Origin of the sequence: Catenulispora acidiphila DSM 44928 (genome assembly GCF_000024025.1) — a bacterium.
GTDB classification, from domain to species: domain Bacteria; phylum Actinomycetota; class Actinomycetes; order Streptomycetales; family Catenulisporaceae; genus Catenulispora; species Catenulispora acidiphila.
The window spans coordinates 10,167,367-10,183,703 of the sequence record NC_013131.1 but is presented as its reverse complement, the minus strand read 5'-3'; the positions used below and the strand labels follow the sequence as shown (position 1 = coordinate 10,183,703).

The 16,337-nt window shown below is 70.1% G+C and carries 15 protein-coding genes; 12 read left to right on the top strand and 3 right to left on the bottom strand.

Annotation, left to right across the window (positions count from 1 at the left end; translation table 11 throughout):
- Positions 1-67: 67 nt before the first annotated feature.
- The 3 genes from CACI_RS54000 to CACI_RS43400 all read left to right on the top strand — a co-directional run bounded on the left by CACI_RS54000 (position 68) and on the right by CACI_RS43400 (position 3,279).
- A complete protein-coding gene (locus tag CACI_RS54000; protein ID WP_015797320.1) occupies positions 68-1,057 on the top strand; it encodes an ArsR/SmtB family transcription factor in 990 nt (329 codons plus the stop codon).
- Positions 1,058-1,286: 229 nt separating this feature from the next.
- Positions 1,287-1,973 carry a metal-dependent transcriptional regulator gene (locus tag CACI_RS43405; RefSeq protein WP_041543983.1) on the top strand — a complete coding sequence of 229 codons (687 nt, stop codon included), beginning with the start codon at positions 1,287-1,289 and terminating at the stop codon, positions 1,971-1,973.
- A 175-nt stretch (positions 1,974-2,148) separates the two neighbouring features.
- Positions 2,149-3,279, top strand: a complete 1,131-nt coding sequence (locus CACI_RS43400; protein ID WP_015797318.1) for an LPXTG cell wall anchor domain-containing protein — start codon at positions 2,149-2,151, stop codon at positions 3,277-3,279.
- Between the two features lie 91 nt (positions 3,280-3,370).
- Here CACI_RS43400 and CACI_RS43395 read toward each other — a convergent pair whose 3' ends face one another.
- Positions 3,371-4,042, bottom strand: a complete 672-nt coding sequence (locus tag CACI_RS43395; protein ID WP_015797317.1) for a bifunctional DNA primase/polymerase — start codon at positions 4,040-4,042, stop codon at positions 3,371-3,373.
- A gap of 171 nt (positions 4,043-4,213) precedes the next feature.
- Between CACI_RS43395 and CACI_RS43390 the strand changes: the two genes are divergently transcribed.
- Positions 4,214-5,623: a hypothetical protein gene (locus CACI_RS43390; protein ID WP_015797316.1), complete on the top strand. Its 1,410-nt coding sequence runs from the start codon at positions 4,214-4,216 to the stop codon at positions 5,621-5,623.
- Positions 5,624-5,694: 71 nt separating this feature from the next.
- Positions 5,695-7,164, top strand: a complete 1,470-nt coding sequence (locus tag CACI_RS43385) for a hypothetical protein (protein ID WP_041540812.1) — start codon at positions 5,695-5,697, stop codon at positions 7,162-7,164.
- A 128-nt stretch (positions 7,165-7,292) separates the two neighbouring features.
- On the opposite strand, the gene CACI_RS43380 is transcribed toward CACI_RS43385, so the two are convergent.
- Positions 7,293-8,120, bottom strand: coding sequence for a hypothetical protein (locus CACI_RS43380; protein WP_015797314.1), 828 nt, complete (start codon positions 8,118-8,120; stop codon positions 7,293-7,295).
- Between the two features lie 341 nt (positions 8,121-8,461).
- Here CACI_RS43380 and CACI_RS43375 point away from each other — a divergent pair, with 341 nt between their 5' ends.
- From CACI_RS43375 to CACI_RS43360, 4 genes are all read left to right on the top strand, one after another.
- Positions 8,462-9,319: a sensor domain-containing protein gene (locus CACI_RS43375; protein WP_015797313.1), complete on the top strand. Its 858-nt coding sequence runs from the start codon at positions 8,462-8,464 to the stop codon at positions 9,317-9,319.
- A 110-nt stretch (positions 9,320-9,429) separates the two neighbouring features.
- On the top strand, positions 9,430-10,215 hold the full coding sequence (locus CACI_RS43370) for an SDR family oxidoreductase (protein ID WP_015797312.1): 786 nt from the start codon (positions 9,430-9,432) through the stop codon (positions 10,213-10,215).
- 100 nt (positions 10,216-10,315) lie between these two features.
- A complete protein-coding gene (locus CACI_RS43365; protein ID WP_015797311.1) occupies positions 10,316-10,834 on the top strand; it encodes a hypothetical protein in 519 nt (172 codons plus the stop codon).
- The gene (locus CACI_RS43360) at positions 10,827-12,470 is read left to right on the top strand and encodes an LCP family protein (RefSeq protein WP_015797310.1); all 1,644 of its coding nucleotides are present in this window, start codon (positions 10,827-10,829) and stop codon (positions 12,468-12,470) included. Before CACI_RS43365 ends, CACI_RS43360 begins: the two co-directional genes overlap by 8 nt.
- Before the next feature lie 90 nt (positions 12,471-12,560).
- On the opposite strand, the gene CACI_RS43355 is transcribed toward CACI_RS43360, so the two are convergent.
- Positions 12,561-13,448, bottom strand: a complete 888-nt coding sequence (locus CACI_RS43355) for a TIGR03619 family F420-dependent LLM class oxidoreductase (RefSeq protein WP_015797309.1) — start codon at positions 13,446-13,448, stop codon at positions 12,561-12,563.
- Between the two features lie 88 nt (positions 13,449-13,536).
- Between CACI_RS43355 and CACI_RS43350 the strand changes: the two genes are divergently transcribed.
- From CACI_RS43350 to CACI_RS43340, 3 genes are all read left to right on the top strand, one after another.
- Positions 13,537-14,289 (top strand): glucose 1-dehydrogenase, encoded by a 753-nt coding sequence (locus tag CACI_RS43350; protein WP_015797308.1) that lies wholly within the window; start codon positions 13,537-13,539, stop codon positions 14,287-14,289.
- Positions 14,290-14,297: 8 nt separating this feature from the next.
- Complete coding sequence (locus tag CACI_RS43345; protein ID WP_015797307.1) at positions 14,298-15,425, top strand: LLM class flavin-dependent oxidoreductase; 1,128 nt, start codon at positions 14,298-14,300, stop codon at positions 15,423-15,425.
- A gap of 72 nt (positions 15,426-15,497) precedes the next feature.
- On the top strand, positions 15,498-16,334 hold the full coding sequence (locus tag CACI_RS43340; protein ID WP_015797306.1) for an LLM class F420-dependent oxidoreductase: 837 nt from the start codon (positions 15,498-15,500) through the stop codon (positions 16,332-16,334).
- Positions 16,335-16,337 lie beyond the last annotated feature (3 nt).

Here is a 16,337-nt window from a genome sequence, read left to right as displayed (position 1 = left end):
CAAGATTCGAAGATCGGCCACCGCCGGAGCTACGATTTACCCCTGGCTAAATCACGGGGGGTGGCCGATGGCGAATCCGATCCGCATACCGATCGCGGGGACCGAGATGGCCCGCGTCCGCTTCGCCATCTCCCCGGTGTACGAGGCGCTGCAGGCGGTGGACGTGCTCGTCGAGCCCGGCAAGCACGCGGTCCACCTGCCGTGGGTGCGCTGGGCCCGGCCGCTGCTGGCGCAGGTCCCCGACGTGGAGATCCTGTCCGGCTTCACCGGACGCGCCGTGCGTCCCGGCGTCCTGGTGCCGCCGCCGGACGTCCACATGCCCGCGCTCGAGGAGGAACTCGAGACCATCCGTACCGCGGAATCCTGGCGGGTCCGGCGCTACTTCGAGAACAACGGCATGCCGAGCGACCGCTTCCAGCGGGAGTTCTACGACGACCCGCCGGCCGGCCTGGCCCGCCTCGCCGACGTCCTGCGGCGGGTGTTCGACGTGCTCGTCGCCCCGCACTGGCCGCGGATGATCGGGGTGCTGGAGGCCGACATCGCCTACCGGGCGCGGGTGCTGGCCGACGGCGGCGTGGCCGCGGTCTTCGACGACCTGCACCACGACGTGCGCTGGTCGGACAGCGAACTGCGGCTGCACGGCCCGGGAATCAGCGAGGCCGTCTGGCCGTTTGCCGCTAAGGAAGTCGTCCTCGAAGGACGTTCGCTGGTCCTGTCTCCGACCGTGCTCGGCTGGCCCAACATCTGCGTGGCGACCAAACCGGTCACCGCCGGCCTGCTGCACTACCCGGCACGAGCCGTGGCGACGGTCTGGGAGACGCGCCGCCCGGCGCCGGACGCGCTCGCCGCTCTGCTCGGCCGCACCCGCGCCGAACTGCTGGTCCAGCTCGCCGCCCCGGGCACCACCGGCGAGCTGGCCGGACGGCTCGGCGTCACCGCCGGTGCGGTCTCGCAGCACCTCGGGGTGCTGCGCGGCGCCGGACTGGTGGCGACCCGGCGCGACGGTCGCGCGGTTCTGCACTTGCGGACCGAGCGCGCCGAGGCGCTGTTGGGCTGAGACGCCGGAACATTTCGGCGCGCCTTCGGGCGCATCGGTACCGACCGGCACGGCGGGTGTCCTTGAAAGGACGCCAGGTGCCGATGCCTGTCGGCGGAATGCGCAACAATGGAGCACCGCAGCGCGGACGGGCTGCGAGGACCGGCGGCTGGGCACCAAGTAACGGCGGCCGTGGGCCCGCGGGAAGGGACTGGAGAACGTGAGCAGCGACCTCATCGACACCACCGAGATGTACCTGCGGACCATTTACGAGCTCGTGGAGGAGGGCATCGTCCCGCTGCGCGCCCGGATCGCCGAGCGGCTGGGGCAGAGCGGCCCGACCGTCAGCCAGACCGTGGCCCGCATGGAGCGCGACGGGCTGCTGACCGTCGAGGGCGACCGGCATCTGGAGCTCACCGACGACGGCCGCGAGCAGGCCACGCGCGTGATGCGCAAGCACCGGCTGGCCGAGCGGCTGCTGACCGACGTGATCGGGCTGGCCTGGGAGGACGTCCACGTCGAGGCCTGCCGCTGGGAGCACGTGATGAGCGAGGCGGTGGAGCGGCGCCTGCTGGAGCTGCTGGACCACCCGACCGAGTCGCCCTACGGCAACCCGATCCCCGGCCTGGCCGAGCTGGACGACACCGTCGGCGAGCAGGAGGCGTTCCTCGACGGCGACGTGGCCAACCTGCGCGACGTGGTGGAGCGCGGCGCGCGCTCGGCGACCGCGCAGAACCTGGTGGTCCGCCGGCTCGGCGAGCCGCTGCAGAACGACCCGCAGCTGATGCTGCGTCTGCGGCGGGCCGGCGTGCAGCCGGGCCAGACGGTGCGGGCGACGGTTTCGCCGGGCGGCGTGCTGCTCGGATCCGTCGGGGAGACCGCCGAACTGGACCTGGATCTGGCCGGTCATGTGTTCGTCACGGTGCGCGCTGCCTGAGGCTCTGACAGGCCTACCAAAGAAATTCGGGGTCAGATAACCTGTGTGAGTGAATCCACGCTTTGTGATAGTCAGACCGCCCAGGGTGAGCAAGAATGGCGAGGCTGTCCAAAAGTCTTGGGGGTTCGCCACAATGTCTTCGATATCCACTTCGGATGCCGACTTAGGCGGCTTGATGCCTTCCCCGCGCGGTCGTCGGCGCCGAGCCTCCCTGCTGGCCGCGTCCGCCGCCGCGCTCGCCGTGACCGCGTTCGGCGCTCTGCCCGGCGCCGCGTCCGCCGCCTCCGCCCCGGCTTCCTCCCCGGCCTCCTCCGGTACCGCGACGGCGGTGGCCGGGCAGGTGCACCTCGACGTGAAGCTGCTCCAGGGTGTGCTCGGCGGGCTGCACATCACCGGGCCGAACGGCCTGGACATCCCGCTGGCCGACCTGTCGCTCGGCGAGGCCGACGCGCCGAACGCCTCCGGCGACTCGGCGAACTTCACCAACTCGGTGGTCCGGCTGCGGGACAACCTGATCAGCACCCTGCATCTGCCGGGCCCGGAGGCGAACCTCATCGACGCCGACGCGGTGTCCGGGACCGCGCGGGTCATCAACGGTCCCGGCGGCTACACCCAGGCCTACGCGACGGTCGCGAACCTCCGGCTGTTCCTGCCGCTGCTGAACCTGCCGGGATCCAGCGCCGCGAACGGAATCCTGAAGGTCGACCTGGTCTCCGCGCAGGCCACGTGCGTGCCCGGGCAGAAGCCGACCGCCTCGGCGAAGATGCCGACCACGATCAATCTGCTGGGCCGCGACATCCCGGTTCCGCTGACCGGCGAGGTCAAGCTGAACGTGCCCGGCGTCGCGAACATCGACGTGCAGCTGGCGCCGACCACGACCATCGGCGGCACCGGAGCCTCCTCCGCGGTCGAGGCGCAGATCAAGCTGAACGCCCTGAACCTGGCGTCCGTCAGCGGCGGGATCACCCTGGCGAAGGCGGCGTGCACGACGCCCGCGGCGGCGACCGGCAGCGGCAGCGGCAGCGGTACGCCGACGAGTCAGGCTTCGTCGTCGCACTCCGCGCCGGGCAGCGGCACCACGGCCACCACGACCGCCGCCGTCGCCGCCGCACCGACGTCCAAGGGCACGTCGGCCGCGGCTGCCCCCGCGGCGCTGAACGAGAAGTCGACCGCGGCGCTGGCGCACACCGGCGCGAGCGGCTCGCTGATGCCGATCGCCGCCATCGCGGTCGTCCTGGTGCTCGGCGGCGGCGCGCTGCTGGTGTTCCTGCGGAAGAAGGCCGCCGGGCTCCCGCCCCAGGACTGACCCGGGATCCATCCGTGCGAAACGGCGGCCACCGATCGGTGGCCGCCGTTTTCGTTGTGGATGCTGGATATTCGCGGGACGGGATGTCCGCCTAGTACCGCTCGCGGCCGCAGGCGTAGGCCAGCGTCGGGATCAGCTCGGCAGCCTCCGGCAGCCAGCGGTTCGACTCCCCGGGCGGCCGGGCCCACTGCACCTGCCCGCCGGTCCCCATCCGCGAGGGCGGCGCCACCACGAAGCCCTTCTCGCCATGGCAGATCAGGTCCAGCTGCGCGCGTCCCCAGCCGGCGCGCACGAGCATCTCAGGGATCTTCTTCTTCGTGCCCGGGAGGACGAAGAAGTACAGGCGCCGGGTCGGCGTCGCCGCGACCGGCCCGAGCGCCGCCCCGTTGCGCTCCAGCCGCGCCAGCGCCAGGCAGCCGGCCTGCTCCGGTACGTCGATGACGTCGAAGGTGCGGCCGGTGGGCAGCAGGATCGCGGAGTCCGGATGCTCCTCCCACCAGCTGTGCACGCGCGAGGGCTGCGCGGTGATCTGCTTGTTCCAGTCGCGGTGCGCCGGGTGCGAACCCAGCGCCGGACACGCGGTGTTGCCGCAGGAGCAACGCCACGCGCCGTCCGCGCGCAGTACCGACGCGCCCGGGAGGATGTCCCAGTGCCGTTCCTCGATGTAGTTCAGTGCGGCGGCCTTCAGGCCCAGCGGGTCCGCGTCGGTGGCGGCGGGACCGGCCTCGGCGAGGTCGCCCTCGGGGAGTGACAGCACAGTCATGTGCCCATAACGCGAGTGACAGGAGTCTGGTTACGGGTCTCATGTCACCTGATTGCCCGAATGTGCGAGAGGTCTGATATTTCGTCGCCTTGCTTGGTATTGGTCTTCTAAATCAGTGTTCGCCATCTAGATCAGTGTTCGTCTGATTGTCCGGCGGGTATCACCCAGGGTATGGAGGGGCACCGAGGGCCGCGTGAGCCCAATCGGAGACTCGCCGAGCTGATCGCCGAAGCCGGCTGCTCGAACGCCGGTCTGGCCCGGAGGGTGAATCTGGCCGGGGCGGAGCTTGGCCTGGACCTGCGCTATGACAAGACATCGGTGGCGCGCTGGCTGCGCGGACAGCAGCCGCGGGCCACCACGCCGGCGTTGATCGCCGAAGCCGTGGGCCGCAAACTCGGCCGGCCGGTCACCGTCGAGGAGATCGGCATGGTCGACGAACGCGACGGGAGTTCCTCCCTCGCGCTCAATCTGGCCGCCGACACCCAGGAGGCGATCGCGGTCGCGGCGGGGCTGTGGCGCGCCGACTCCGCCGGGCGCGAACAGCTGCGCGCGGCCTCGTTCGCGGTCACCGCGATGGTCGGACCGAGCCGGGACTGGCTCATCATGCCGGAGGACCCGGTGGTGGCCCGGGGCATGGCCGCCGCGAAGAACGGACACGCCCCGCTGCGCGTCGGCTTGTCCGACGTCGCCGCCGTGCGAGCCGCCACGGACTCCTTCCGCGCGCTGGACCACCGCTTCGGCGGCGGGCACGTGCGGGTGCTGGCCGTGCGCTACCTCGACGGAGTCGTCACCGAACTGCTGCGCGGTACTTATCCCGAGCGCGTTGGGCGCCAGTTGTTCGCCGCCGCTGCCGCGCTGACGGAACTGGCCGGCTACCTCGCCTGCGATACCGGCCGCCTCGGTCTGGCGCAGCGGTACTACATCCAGGCCCTGAGACTGTCGCAGGCGGCCGGCGACCGGGCGCACGGCGGGCACATCCTGTCGGCGATGAGCCACCTGGCCAACTCGCTCGGCGCGCCGCGCGAGACGGTGCAGCTGGCGCGGTCGGCGGACGAGGGAGCGCGGGGGACCGCGTCGCCGCATGTGCGCGCGGAGTTCTTCTGCGCCGAGGCGCGCGGGTACGCCGCGATGCGCGACCGGCGCGCGGCCGAGCAGGCACTCGGCCGGGCCAGCGACGAACTGGAGCGCAGCGGCGGGGACGCGCCGGTCTGGTCCTCCTACTTCGACCACCACTACATCGCCGACGCCGCGGCCGCCTGCCATCGCGATCTGGAGCAGCCGCGCCAGGCTGCCGAGCAGGCCGCGCTGGCGTTGGCCGGCTTCGGTTTGGACAAGACCAGGCGGCGGGTGCTGAATCTGTTCACCCTCGCCTCGGCCCGGGTCCAGGGCGGCGAGGTGGAGGCCGGGTGTGCGGCGGCGACGGAGGCGGTGAAGCTGTCCGGCCGGGCCCGCTCGGCGCGGGCGGTGGAGGCGCTTCACGATTTCGACCGACGGTTGGATCCCTACGCGGCGGTGGCGGCGACCCGGGAATTCCGCAGCTTGATTGCCTTGCGAAGGCCTGGCGAACCCATCAACGCCTGATCGTCTGCGGGGGGCGGGACCGGCGAGTGGTCAGTCATCGAAAGTCCGATCGGGTAGGCTCGGTCCCGCCTATGGACGAGACGCTGCAAGATAGCGAGCCGACAGCCGAGGGTGGGCGTGCGCCGTCGGAGGATGCCGCGACCGCCGAGGCGGGAATGCCGCATACCGCGCAATTCGCCCCCGTGGAGCGGCCTGGCCAGGCCTTCTCCCCCGCGCCTCCCGAGGACGACGGTTACCCGGGCGGCCAGATCCCCGAATCCTCCGGCTTCTCCTGGCGTCTGCCGGGCCAGCCGGCGCCGGTGCAGCACGCACAGGGCGGGATTCCCAACGAGTTCGACCACCTCTTCCGCGACGCGCCGGCCGACGACCGCCGCTCGCTGCTGCCCAACCAGGGCACGATAGGGGTGTCGGTCCCGGGAGCCGCGGGCTATTCGGGACCGTCGTATCCGCAGAACCCTGCCACAGGCGCCCAGCGCCCGGCTCCGGGTCCCGGACCGGGCCCGCAGCCCACGCAGTCGCTGCCGCCGGCCGACGCCACCGGACCGCAGACGGCGGTCTACCAGCCGCCGACGCAGGACCAGGTCGGCTACCCGGACCAGACCGGCTATCAGCAGCAGGGCGGCTACCAGAACCAGGGTGGCTACCAGGACCAGGGTGGCTACCAGGACCAGACCGGTTATCAGGACCAGACCGGCTACCAGAACCAGACCGGGTACCAGAACCAGGGCGGCTACGGGCAGCAGCAGATGCCCGGCCACGGCTACGACCAGAGCGGCTACCAGGGGCAGACGCAGCAGCAGGGCGGCTACGACCCCGACCAGCACACGCAGGCGATCCCGCGGGTGCAGCCGCAGATGTACGGCGGCGGACGCAACAACGGCGGACCCGACCTGTTGATGGCCACCGGCCCGGACCGGCGCCAGTCGAACCGCACCCTGCTGGTCGCCATCGGCGTGTTCGTGGTGCTGATCGTGGTCGCCGTCGTGGCGTTCTCCGGCGGAGGCGGCAAGTCCAAGACGAACACCGCGGGCAAGTCCACGAACACCGACACCCCGCCGCCGACCACCAGCGTCTCGGCGCCCCCCGGCGTGGACCCGGCCGCCAAGGCCCAGGCCGACGCCCTCTACGGCATCATCGCGCAGAGCCACGCCCTGCGGGAGAAGGCCAACGCGTCGGTCGAAGCCGTCCAGCAGTGCAAGAACGTCGCCACCAACAAGCAGACCTTCACCGACGTCGCGACCCAGCGCCAGGCCCAAGCCGACGGCACCAAGGCGGCGGCGGTCGACAAGCTCCCCGGCGGAGCCCAGCTCCAGCAGGACCTGATCACCTCCTGGCAGCTCTCCGCGGAGTCCGAGAAGGACTACGCCGCCTGGTCCAACGACAACCTGACCTGCACCGGCAAGCCCACCGCGAACGACAACCTCAACCGCGCCAGCAGCGCCGGCGGCAAGGCCGGCACCGCCAAGAACGCGGCCGTCAGGGACTGGAACGCCTTCGCCACCAAGCTCGGCGTGCACACGATCACCATCTCCGACCTGTGACACCGGCGGTACCGGTGGCCTGACACAGGCACTGGCTCCACTGAACGACTTCGACGGCCACCGGGAAACCGGTGGCCGTCGCCGTTTCCCCGCCCTCGCCTGGTCGCCGTCCCCGTCGCCGTCCCCGCCTACCGAATCTGGTCGACGTACATATCCGTCCCCGGCAACGTCGGAATGAACGGCGCCGCGAACTCCAACCGCCCGAGCCCCGAAGCCTCAGCAGCCGCACCGTCACCGGTGAACCGCTCCCAGTCCTCCGCCGGATCGGACTCGGTGAAGTAGAGCACCGTGATCCGCTTCCCAACCCCCTCAACCGGCTTGACGTACGTCGGCGTCTTCCCCGGCAACGGCATCGGCTCGAACACCATCGCCATCGCCACCGGCGACCCCTCCAACTTCCCAGGCAGATGCTTCTCCTTGAGCCACGCGGCCAAAGCCGCCGGATCCTGATCCCCCGCAGCATCGAAGACCTCGACAACGAGCCCCGCATACGGGTAATTCAAAGCATGGATGTCCCGCGGCCCAGCATCCCCGTCCCGGTACACCACCCCGAGATAGTTCTGGAACGACGTGAACACATGCGTCCGCTCCTGAAAAACCCGCCCATCCGGATTCAGCCGCCGGTTGATGGCCACAGTCCAATCCAGATGATCCCGATACCGATCCTCATTGATCCAATACACGCTGATGTAAGCACCCGCAGTCACCGGCTTCGCCACCGCCGACTCAGCCGGATACCGCAGCACCTGCAACGGACGCGTCGCGACCCACCGCCGCCCGGCGAACATCCAGGGCATGGACATAGCGCCAGAAATGTAATGATCATCTTCGTACCAGCGATTGTAGGCGTGCTCCTGCCCCGGATGCGGCTCCACCATGGTGATCAGGGCACTGCCGATGCCCGGTCCATACGGGCCGGTGCTGGCGAGCTGGGTGTACTGGCTGCGTTCGGTCATGGCGTCTCCCGGGGCGGGCTGTATGGGATGAGCGAGCTGACGATACGTCAGATTGCTTCGGGTGCCCAGAAGCGTCGTAGTGCGGGCAGGGGGATCGGCCCACTGTCCTTGCCCGGCGGCGCCATGCGTGGTGCCGCCGGGCAAGGAGATCCCGGACGACTCGTCCGGGATGCCGCGCGGGTTCGTCCCCTCCACGTTCCGCGCGGGTGTGGACCCCTCCCCTTGGGTCCATGGGAGTGTCTGGAGATCAGAGCACAAACCGTGTGACCAACGAGGTCCGATAATGGTTGCCTAGCGAAGTTCCGCGAGTGCGGTGCTTGTGGTCGACATGGGGGACCAACATGCGATTCGGGATCAAGGGCGGCTCTATAGCCGTCCTCACGACAGCTGTTCTTGCGACGGCGGCCTGTAGTAGTTCGGGGCAGATCGGTGCTTCGGGCGCCGGGACGAGTGCGCCGGGCTCGCCGGCCGCCTCGACGGGGAAGACAGCCGTTACGCCGCCGAACACGGCGCTCGCGCCGTCCACGTCCGGTGCGTCGTCCGCGAACAGCACTGGCAGCACCAGCAGCAGCGGCGGTACCACCACCGGCGGCAAGTCGCTGACGACCGACCAGATCAGCGCGAACCTGCTGACCGACAAGGACGACCCCGGCTACACCTACGACGCCTCGGAGGACGGCACCTCGGTCACCGACACCCAGGACGTCGTGTCGAGCGGGGGCGGCGCGTGCCAGACGTTCGTGGACGCCGAGAACGGTCTGTCCACGAAGTACGGCACGACGGCCGAGGTCGACCGTGAGCTCACCAAGAGCGCCGAGGGCCACGTGATCGAGGACTCGGTGCTGGCGATGCCGTCGCCGGACAAGGCGCTGGCGATGGTCTCCGACCTGTCCGGCAGCCTGCAGAGCTGCAAGAAGCTGTCCGTCGCCATCTCGGGCAAGCCGGGCTCCATGGAGCTCTCGGCCATCCCGCAGCTGATGAAGCACGGCCAGGCCGGCTACCTCAACTATCTGACCGTCGGCGGCAAGACCGTGCTGCTGACCGCCGATCTGGTCCAGGTCGGTTCGGCGGTGTCGGTGGTCGTGCTGCTCGGGCCGGTGACGAACGACAAGACGGAGCTGGGGCAGATGGGGTCGACGATGGGCCACCTGTCCGACCTCCAGGTCGCGCGGTTGAAGAAGGCCCAGGGTCTCGGCTGACCGATCCCGGCCCGGCTGACCCTGGCCATCTCGGCGCGCCCCGCCTAATCTGACGCACCATCAGACAGGCATCCGCGCGCCGCGGCCCGTGCCCACGAAAGGGTCCTCCCATGTTGCTCGAAGGCAAGACGGTGATCGTGTCAGGGGTCGGCGAAGGTCTCGGGCGGGAGGTCGCGCAGGCGGCGTACGACCAGGGCGCGAACGTGGTGCTCGGCGCGCGGACGGAGGCGAAGCTGGCCAAGGCGGCGGCCGAGTTCGACAGCGCGCGCGTCGCCCACGCCACCACCGACATCACCTCCGACGACGACTGCCGGCGCCTGGTCGCCCTCGCGGTCGAGCGTTTCGGCGGGCTCGACGGGCTGGTCAACGTCGCCGCCATGGACCAGGTCTTCGGCGGGGTCAGCGATGCCGACTTCGCCGACTGGCGCGCCGTCTACGAGGTCAACGTCGTCGGCACCCTTCAGCTGAGCAAGGCCGCGATCCCGCACCTGGCCAGGGAATCCGGTGCCACCACCGGGATCGTGCACATCTTGTCGCAGTCGATGTGGGTGCCGGCGACCGAGGTCATGCAGGCCGCGTACGCCGCCTCGAAGGGCGCGCTGCTGTCCGCGACGTACGGCATGGCCAAGGAGCTCGGGCCGCGCCGCATCCGGGTCAACGCGGTCGTGCCGTCGTGGATGTGGGGACCGATGGTGCAGGGCTACGTGGCGTGGACCGCCTCGTCGCAGGGCATTGCCGAGGAGCAGGTGCTCTCCTCTCTCACCGACCGCATGGCGTTGCCGGAGATGGCCAGCGACGGCGACGTGGCGAACGCGGCGGTCTTCATGGTGTCCCCTTACGCCGGCGGGATCACCGGCCAGTCGTTGGCGGTCAACGCGGGCGACTACCTGCGCTGACCCGCCCCCGGTTCCGCGCCGAGGCGGCCCGGGCCGCCTGTATCCGGCCTGTGACGAAAGCGGGATGGCTCGGTTGAACAGCTGAGTGAGGATCGCCGTCATGTCCTCATCAGCACGCACGTCGCCGTCCCGGCGGCCGGCTCCGGGCGCCCGGCACAGCGGGTCAGCCGTCGCACGCCGTCACTCCGCCCCGCGACAGGGTCCTGACACAGGCGACCGCCTGCTGTCCGGGGCGCCCGGCTGGCTGCCCGCCGCGGCGGTGCTCGGCGGCCCGATCCTGGCCGCCGTCGTGGGCGAGTTCGCCGGCGGCTACCACGGTCCGGTGTTCGCGGTGCTGACCGTCGTCATGGCCGGGCTGGCGACCGCCTCGGCGACCTCGAACGGCCGCTGGTGGGTGATCAGCGTGCTGCCGCCGGCGGCCTGGCTGGTCGCCGCGGTCGCCGAGCTGGCTTGGCACAACCCGCACTATTCGACCACCCGGAAGAAGGAACTCGGCCTGGTCTACGCCACGACCCATGTCTTCCCGGTGATCCTGGCGGCGCTCCTCGCCATGGGCTTGGTGACAGTGGCTGCGGTGCTGCGCGACCGGCAGCGCGGAGGAGGCCGGCGAGGTGTCTGAGAAGCGCAAGCCGGGCTTGATCGCCGGCCGGGTCATGGCCGCGACGCTGAGCGTGGTCGTGGTCCTGGCCACCGGCGCCGTCTGGTTCGGGAACAAGCAGCTCACCAGCGGCGGGCACACCACGGACTCGATCAACCAGATCAAGCCCGGCCAGCAGGGCTACGTCGCCCCGCACCTCGGCAACGACGTCAACCTGCTGCTGATCGGGCTGGACTCGCGCAAGGACATGAACGGCAACGATTTGCCGACGTCTCTGGTCGAGGGCGAGCTGCACGCCGGCTCCTCGGCCATCGGCTACTACAACACCAATGTCCTGATCCTCATGCACATCCCGGCCAACGGCGGCACGGTCACCGCGTACTCGATACCGCGCGACAGCGACGTCGAGCGCCCCGGCGGCCCGGCGGCCATCCCCGGCCTCGGTACGGTCCAGGTCCCGGACATGGGCAAGGGCAAGATCAAGGAGGCTTACGGCGACGCCAAGAACTTCGCCGACACCAAGCTCGCCGCCACCGGGTTGAAGGACAAGGCGAAGGAAGAGGCCGAGAGCCGCGAAGTCGGCCGCGAGGCGACCATCCGGGCCGTGCAGAACCTCACCGGCGTCCACGTCGACCACCTCGCCGAGGTCAACCTGCTCGGGTTCTACGACACCGTGAACGCGATCGGGAACATCCAGGTCTGCCTCAAGGCGCCGGCGTACGACCCGATCGAGGACGGCGCGGGCACCGGCCTCAACCTGCCCGCCGGCGTCTCGACCATCGACGCGGCGACCGCCCTGCAGTTCGTGCGCCAGCGCTTCCACCTGCCCAACGGCGACCTGGACCGCACGCACCGCCAGCAGGCGTTCCTGGCTTCGGTGACGCAGAAGCTGAAGCAGGAAGGCATCCTGAACGACATCGGCTCCATGCAGAAGCTCCTCGACGTGGTGAAGAACGATGTCGTCATCGACGACGGCTGGAGCGTGCTGGACTTCGCCTCCCAGGCCTCGAACCTGACCGGCGGCAACGCCGAGTTCATCACGCTGCCGACCACCGGGACCGTCATGATCGGTACGGAGAGCGCGCTGACCGTCGACCCGGTGGCGATCAAGAAGACGGTCACCACCGCGTTCACCAATGACGCCGCGGTCGCTCCGCCGCCGACCACCGCCTCGACCGCCGGCTCCACTCCGCCCCCGGCACCTCCGTCGACGACACCGACGCCGCAGGCGAACATCTCCATCGAGAACGGCACCAAGACCACGGGTCTGGCGCTGAAGGTCTCCGGCGCGCTGTTCGACGCCGGCATCCCGGTCAGCAAGACCGGGAACGGCGGCAACAACGTCCAGCACACGACCATCCGCTACGGCGCCGGCGAGGAAGCCCTGGCCAAGCAACTCCAGGCCAAGCTCGGGACCAAGACCGCTCCGACCGCGAGCAGCTCGGTCCCCAAGGGCAGCATCGTGGTGACCATCGGCTACGACTACAAGCTGCCGCCGGCTAAGACCAGCACCAGCACCAGCACGCCGAAGCCGGGCCAGCCGACCTCCACGTCGACCAGCACGTCCAGCGACAACTCCGCCGACTCCTCCGGGCTGAGCTCCGGCGCGGCGGTCGACATGTCGGGGTCGAAGAACGGCATCCCCTGCGTGTACTGAAGTACCGAGGCAGTGCAAAGACGGAACACCGCGAGCGCCAGAAGTCCACGCTTCTGGCGCCCGCGCCGTTGTACCGGTGATCGCAGGGCTCTACTTCATGTAGCGCCCCGCGAACCCCTCCATGGCCTCGACCATCTCCGCCAGCGAGGGACCCGGCGCGGTCATGGCCTTGATGTTCGTCATCCACGGGGCGCCCAGCAGGTCCGTGACGCCCCACTCCTCCAGCTGCTCGCACAGGTCGGGCGTGGGCTCCGCCAGTACCGCGAGCATCGCGCGGAACGGCCGGTCCAGCGTGCCGGCCTGCTCCCGGGCCGTCCGGAGCCGGTCCATGATCGAGTGCGTCTCGTCGACCGTGTGGTAGATCCCGATCCAGCCGTCGTTCTGCGCGGCGCGCCGGATCGCGATGTCGGAGATGCCGCCGACGTAGACCGGGATCGGGTCGTTGGGTGTCGGCGTGATCGAGCAGGCAGGCAGTGTGTAGTTCGGTCCGGAGACCTCGACGACGTCGCCGGTCCACAGCTGGCGCAGCGCGATGAGCATCTCGTCGAGCCGTGCCCCGCGCCGGGAGAAGGCCTGGCCGGTGGCGATGAACTCGTCCTTGCTCCAGCCCGGTCCGACGCCGAGCGCGACGCGGTGGTGTCCGTCCGGCGCGCCCTGCGAGAGGTACGCCGCCGTCGCCAGCTGGTTGGCGACGGTCAGCAGGTCGCGCGCCGGAGCCACGTAGATGTTGGTCGTGAACCGCAGCCGCGTGGTCACCGCCGCCATCGCCGCGATCGCCACCCACGGCTCGGGCCAGTGCGTGTCCTTCGACCAATACCGGGATCCGTCCGGCGTATACGGGTAGGGGGAGGACAGTTCGACCGGATGGAACAGGTGGTCCGGGATGGCGATCCCTTCGAATCCGTACTCCTCAGCGGCTCGTGCGAGCCCGGTGAGGTGCGCGGTGTCGCAGAACGCCGGTGAGAGCCAGAACTTCATGGGCCGCCTCCCCTTCACTTTTCGCCTTCAAGGAATCAATCTGACACCTAGTCAGATGTCAAGCGCGAACGATGACAGGGGACGGCCGATGGGCAAGTTGGACGGGCGCGTGGTGCTGATCACCGGCGCCGCGCGCGGTCAGGGAGCCGAGGAGGCCCGGCTGTTCGCGGCCGAGGGGGCGAACGTCGTGGTCGCCGACGTGCTGGAGGACCTCGGCGCGCAGGTGGCCAAGGAGATCGGGGACGCGGCGCGCTTCGTGCGGCTCGACGTCACCGACGAGGCGCAGTGGACCGCCGCCGCGGACCTCGCCGCGGCCGAGTTCGGCAAGCTCGACGGTCTGATCAACAACGCCGGCATCCTGCGCTTCAACCGGCTCGAGAAGACCTCGCTCGAGGAGTACATGCAGGTGGTGGCGGTGAACCAGGTCGGGGTCTTCCTGGGGCTGCACGTGTGCCTGCCCCGGATCCGGGCGGCCGGCGGCGGCACCGTGGTGAACACCGCGAGCATCGACGGGCTCGCCGGCATGGCGTATCTGGGCTCTTATGTCTCCACCAAGTTCGCCGTCAGAGGCCTGACACGCGTCGCGGCCCTGGAAGCCGCGCCGACCGTCCGGGTGAACTGCATCTGCCCCGGCGGCGTCCACACCCCGATGGTGACCGACCTTCTGCCCTCGGACTCCGACCCCGACGCCGGCTACTCCGGCATCCCGCTCAAGCGCGTCGGCACGGCGACCGAGATCGCGAAGGCCGCGCTGTTCCTCACCTGCGACGACTCGTCCTACTGCACCGGCGCCGACTTCGTCCTCGACGGCGGAGCGCTGGCGGGCATCCGCTTCGACTAGGAGACCCCATGGAGTTCGGCATCTTCGTCCAGGGCCACGTTCCGCTCACGCAGCTGGCCGCCGACCCGGACTTCGAGCACACCTCGCTGATGAACGACATCGCGATCGCCAAGGCGGCCGACAAGGCGGGCTTCAAGTACGTGTGGGCCTCCGAGCACCACTTCCTCGACGAGTACTCGCACCTGGCCAGCAACGACGTCTTCCTGGGCTACCTGGCCGCCGCGACCGAGCGGATCCACCTGGGCTCGGGCATCTTCAACCCGCTGCCGCAGGCCAACCACCCGGTGAAGGTGGCCGAGAAGGTCGCGACCCTGGACCACCTGTCCAACGGCCGGTTCGAGTTCGGGACCGGACGCGGCGCGGGCTCGCGGGAGATCCTGGGCCTCGGCCTGCCGGACACCGCGATCACCAAGGAGATCTGGGCCGAGGTGGTCCGCGAGATCCCCAAGATGTGGCTGCAGGACTCGTACTCCTACGAGGGCAAGTGGTTCTCGATGCCGGAGCGGAACGTTCTGCCCAAGCCGTGGAAGAAGCCGCATCCGCCGATGTGGTACGCCGCCGGGAACGCGCCGTCGTATGAGATGGCGGCGCGGATGGGGCTCGGCGTGCTGGGCTTCTCGGTCGGCTCCCCGGCCGACGCCGAGGCCGCCGTCGCGGCGTACAAGAAGGCGGTCCCGGCGGCCGAGCCGGTCGGCGCGTACGTCAACGACAACGTGATGGTGACGTCCTCGGCGGTCTGCCTGGCCGACGGCAAGCGGGCCCGGCGCGCGGCCAGCACGATGGGCATGGGACGGCTGCAGTCGCTGGTGTTCCGCTACCACGACACGTTCCCGCGTCCGGACTGGATCCCGGCCTGGCCCGAGGTGCTGCCGGAGCCGACCGTGGAGGAGGTCGAGTGGCGGCTGCGCAACGGCTACCTGATCTGCGGCGACCCGGACGAGGTGCTGGCGCAGATCAAGCGCTACGAGGCGACCGGGATCGACCAGCTGACCTTCGGCCTGCCGATCCAGCTCTCGCTCGCCGACACGCTGGAGACGATCGAGCTGATCGGGCGGTACGTGATCCCCAAACTGGACAAGGATCCGGTACACCGGACCACGCGGTTCCGCAGTGCCGCCGCGGCGCTGGGTAAGTGAGCCAGAAGCACTATCACTGACAGACGCGCCTTACCCACAGAACCGACCCACCCCCTCGCAGAAGGAGTCGTCTTGCGCATCGGCGTCACGGTCTTCCTGACCGACCAGACCATCGGTCCGGCCGAGCTCGGGCGCGCGCTCGCCGAGCGCGGCTTCCAGTCGTACTACGCCCCCGAACACACCCACATCCCGGTCAGCCGCGCCACTCCCGCGCCGCTGGGCGAGCCGCTGCCGGACTACTACTCCCGCACCCTCGATCCCTTCGTCACCTTGGCCACGGTCGCGGCCGCCGCCCCGGGCATCCGCGTCGGGACCGGCATCTGCCTGGCCGCCCAGCACGACCCGCTGCTGCTGGCCAAGACGACCGCGACCGTGGACCTGGTCACCGGCGGCAACTTCGACCTCGGCGTGGGCTTCGGCTGGAACAAGGAGGAGATGGCCGACCACGGCGTGGACTTCGGGACGCGGCGCGATCGGGTGCGCGAGACCGTGCTGGCGATGAAGGAGCTGTGGAGCAAGGAGGTCGCCTCCTTCCACGGCGACCACGTGGCCTTCGATCCCTCGTGGTCCTGGCCGAAGCCGGCGGCCGGCGCCATCCCGGTCCTGATCGGCGGCGCCGCCGGGCCGAAGCTGTTCCGGGCGGTGCTGGACTACGCCGACGGCTGGATGCCGATCGGCGGCCGCGGTCTGACGCAGGCGCTGCCCGTGCTGCGCGCCGCGGCGCAGGAAGCCGGCCGGGACCCCGACTCGCTGCGGGTCGTGCCGTTCGGGACCGAGCCGACGCCGGGCAAGATGGAGCACTACCAGGCGCTGGGCATCGAGGAGATTGTGTTCAACGTCCCATCGGCGCCCGCGGACCAGATCTTGCCGGTGCTCGACGACTACGCTCGCTATGTCGAACGGGAATAGATC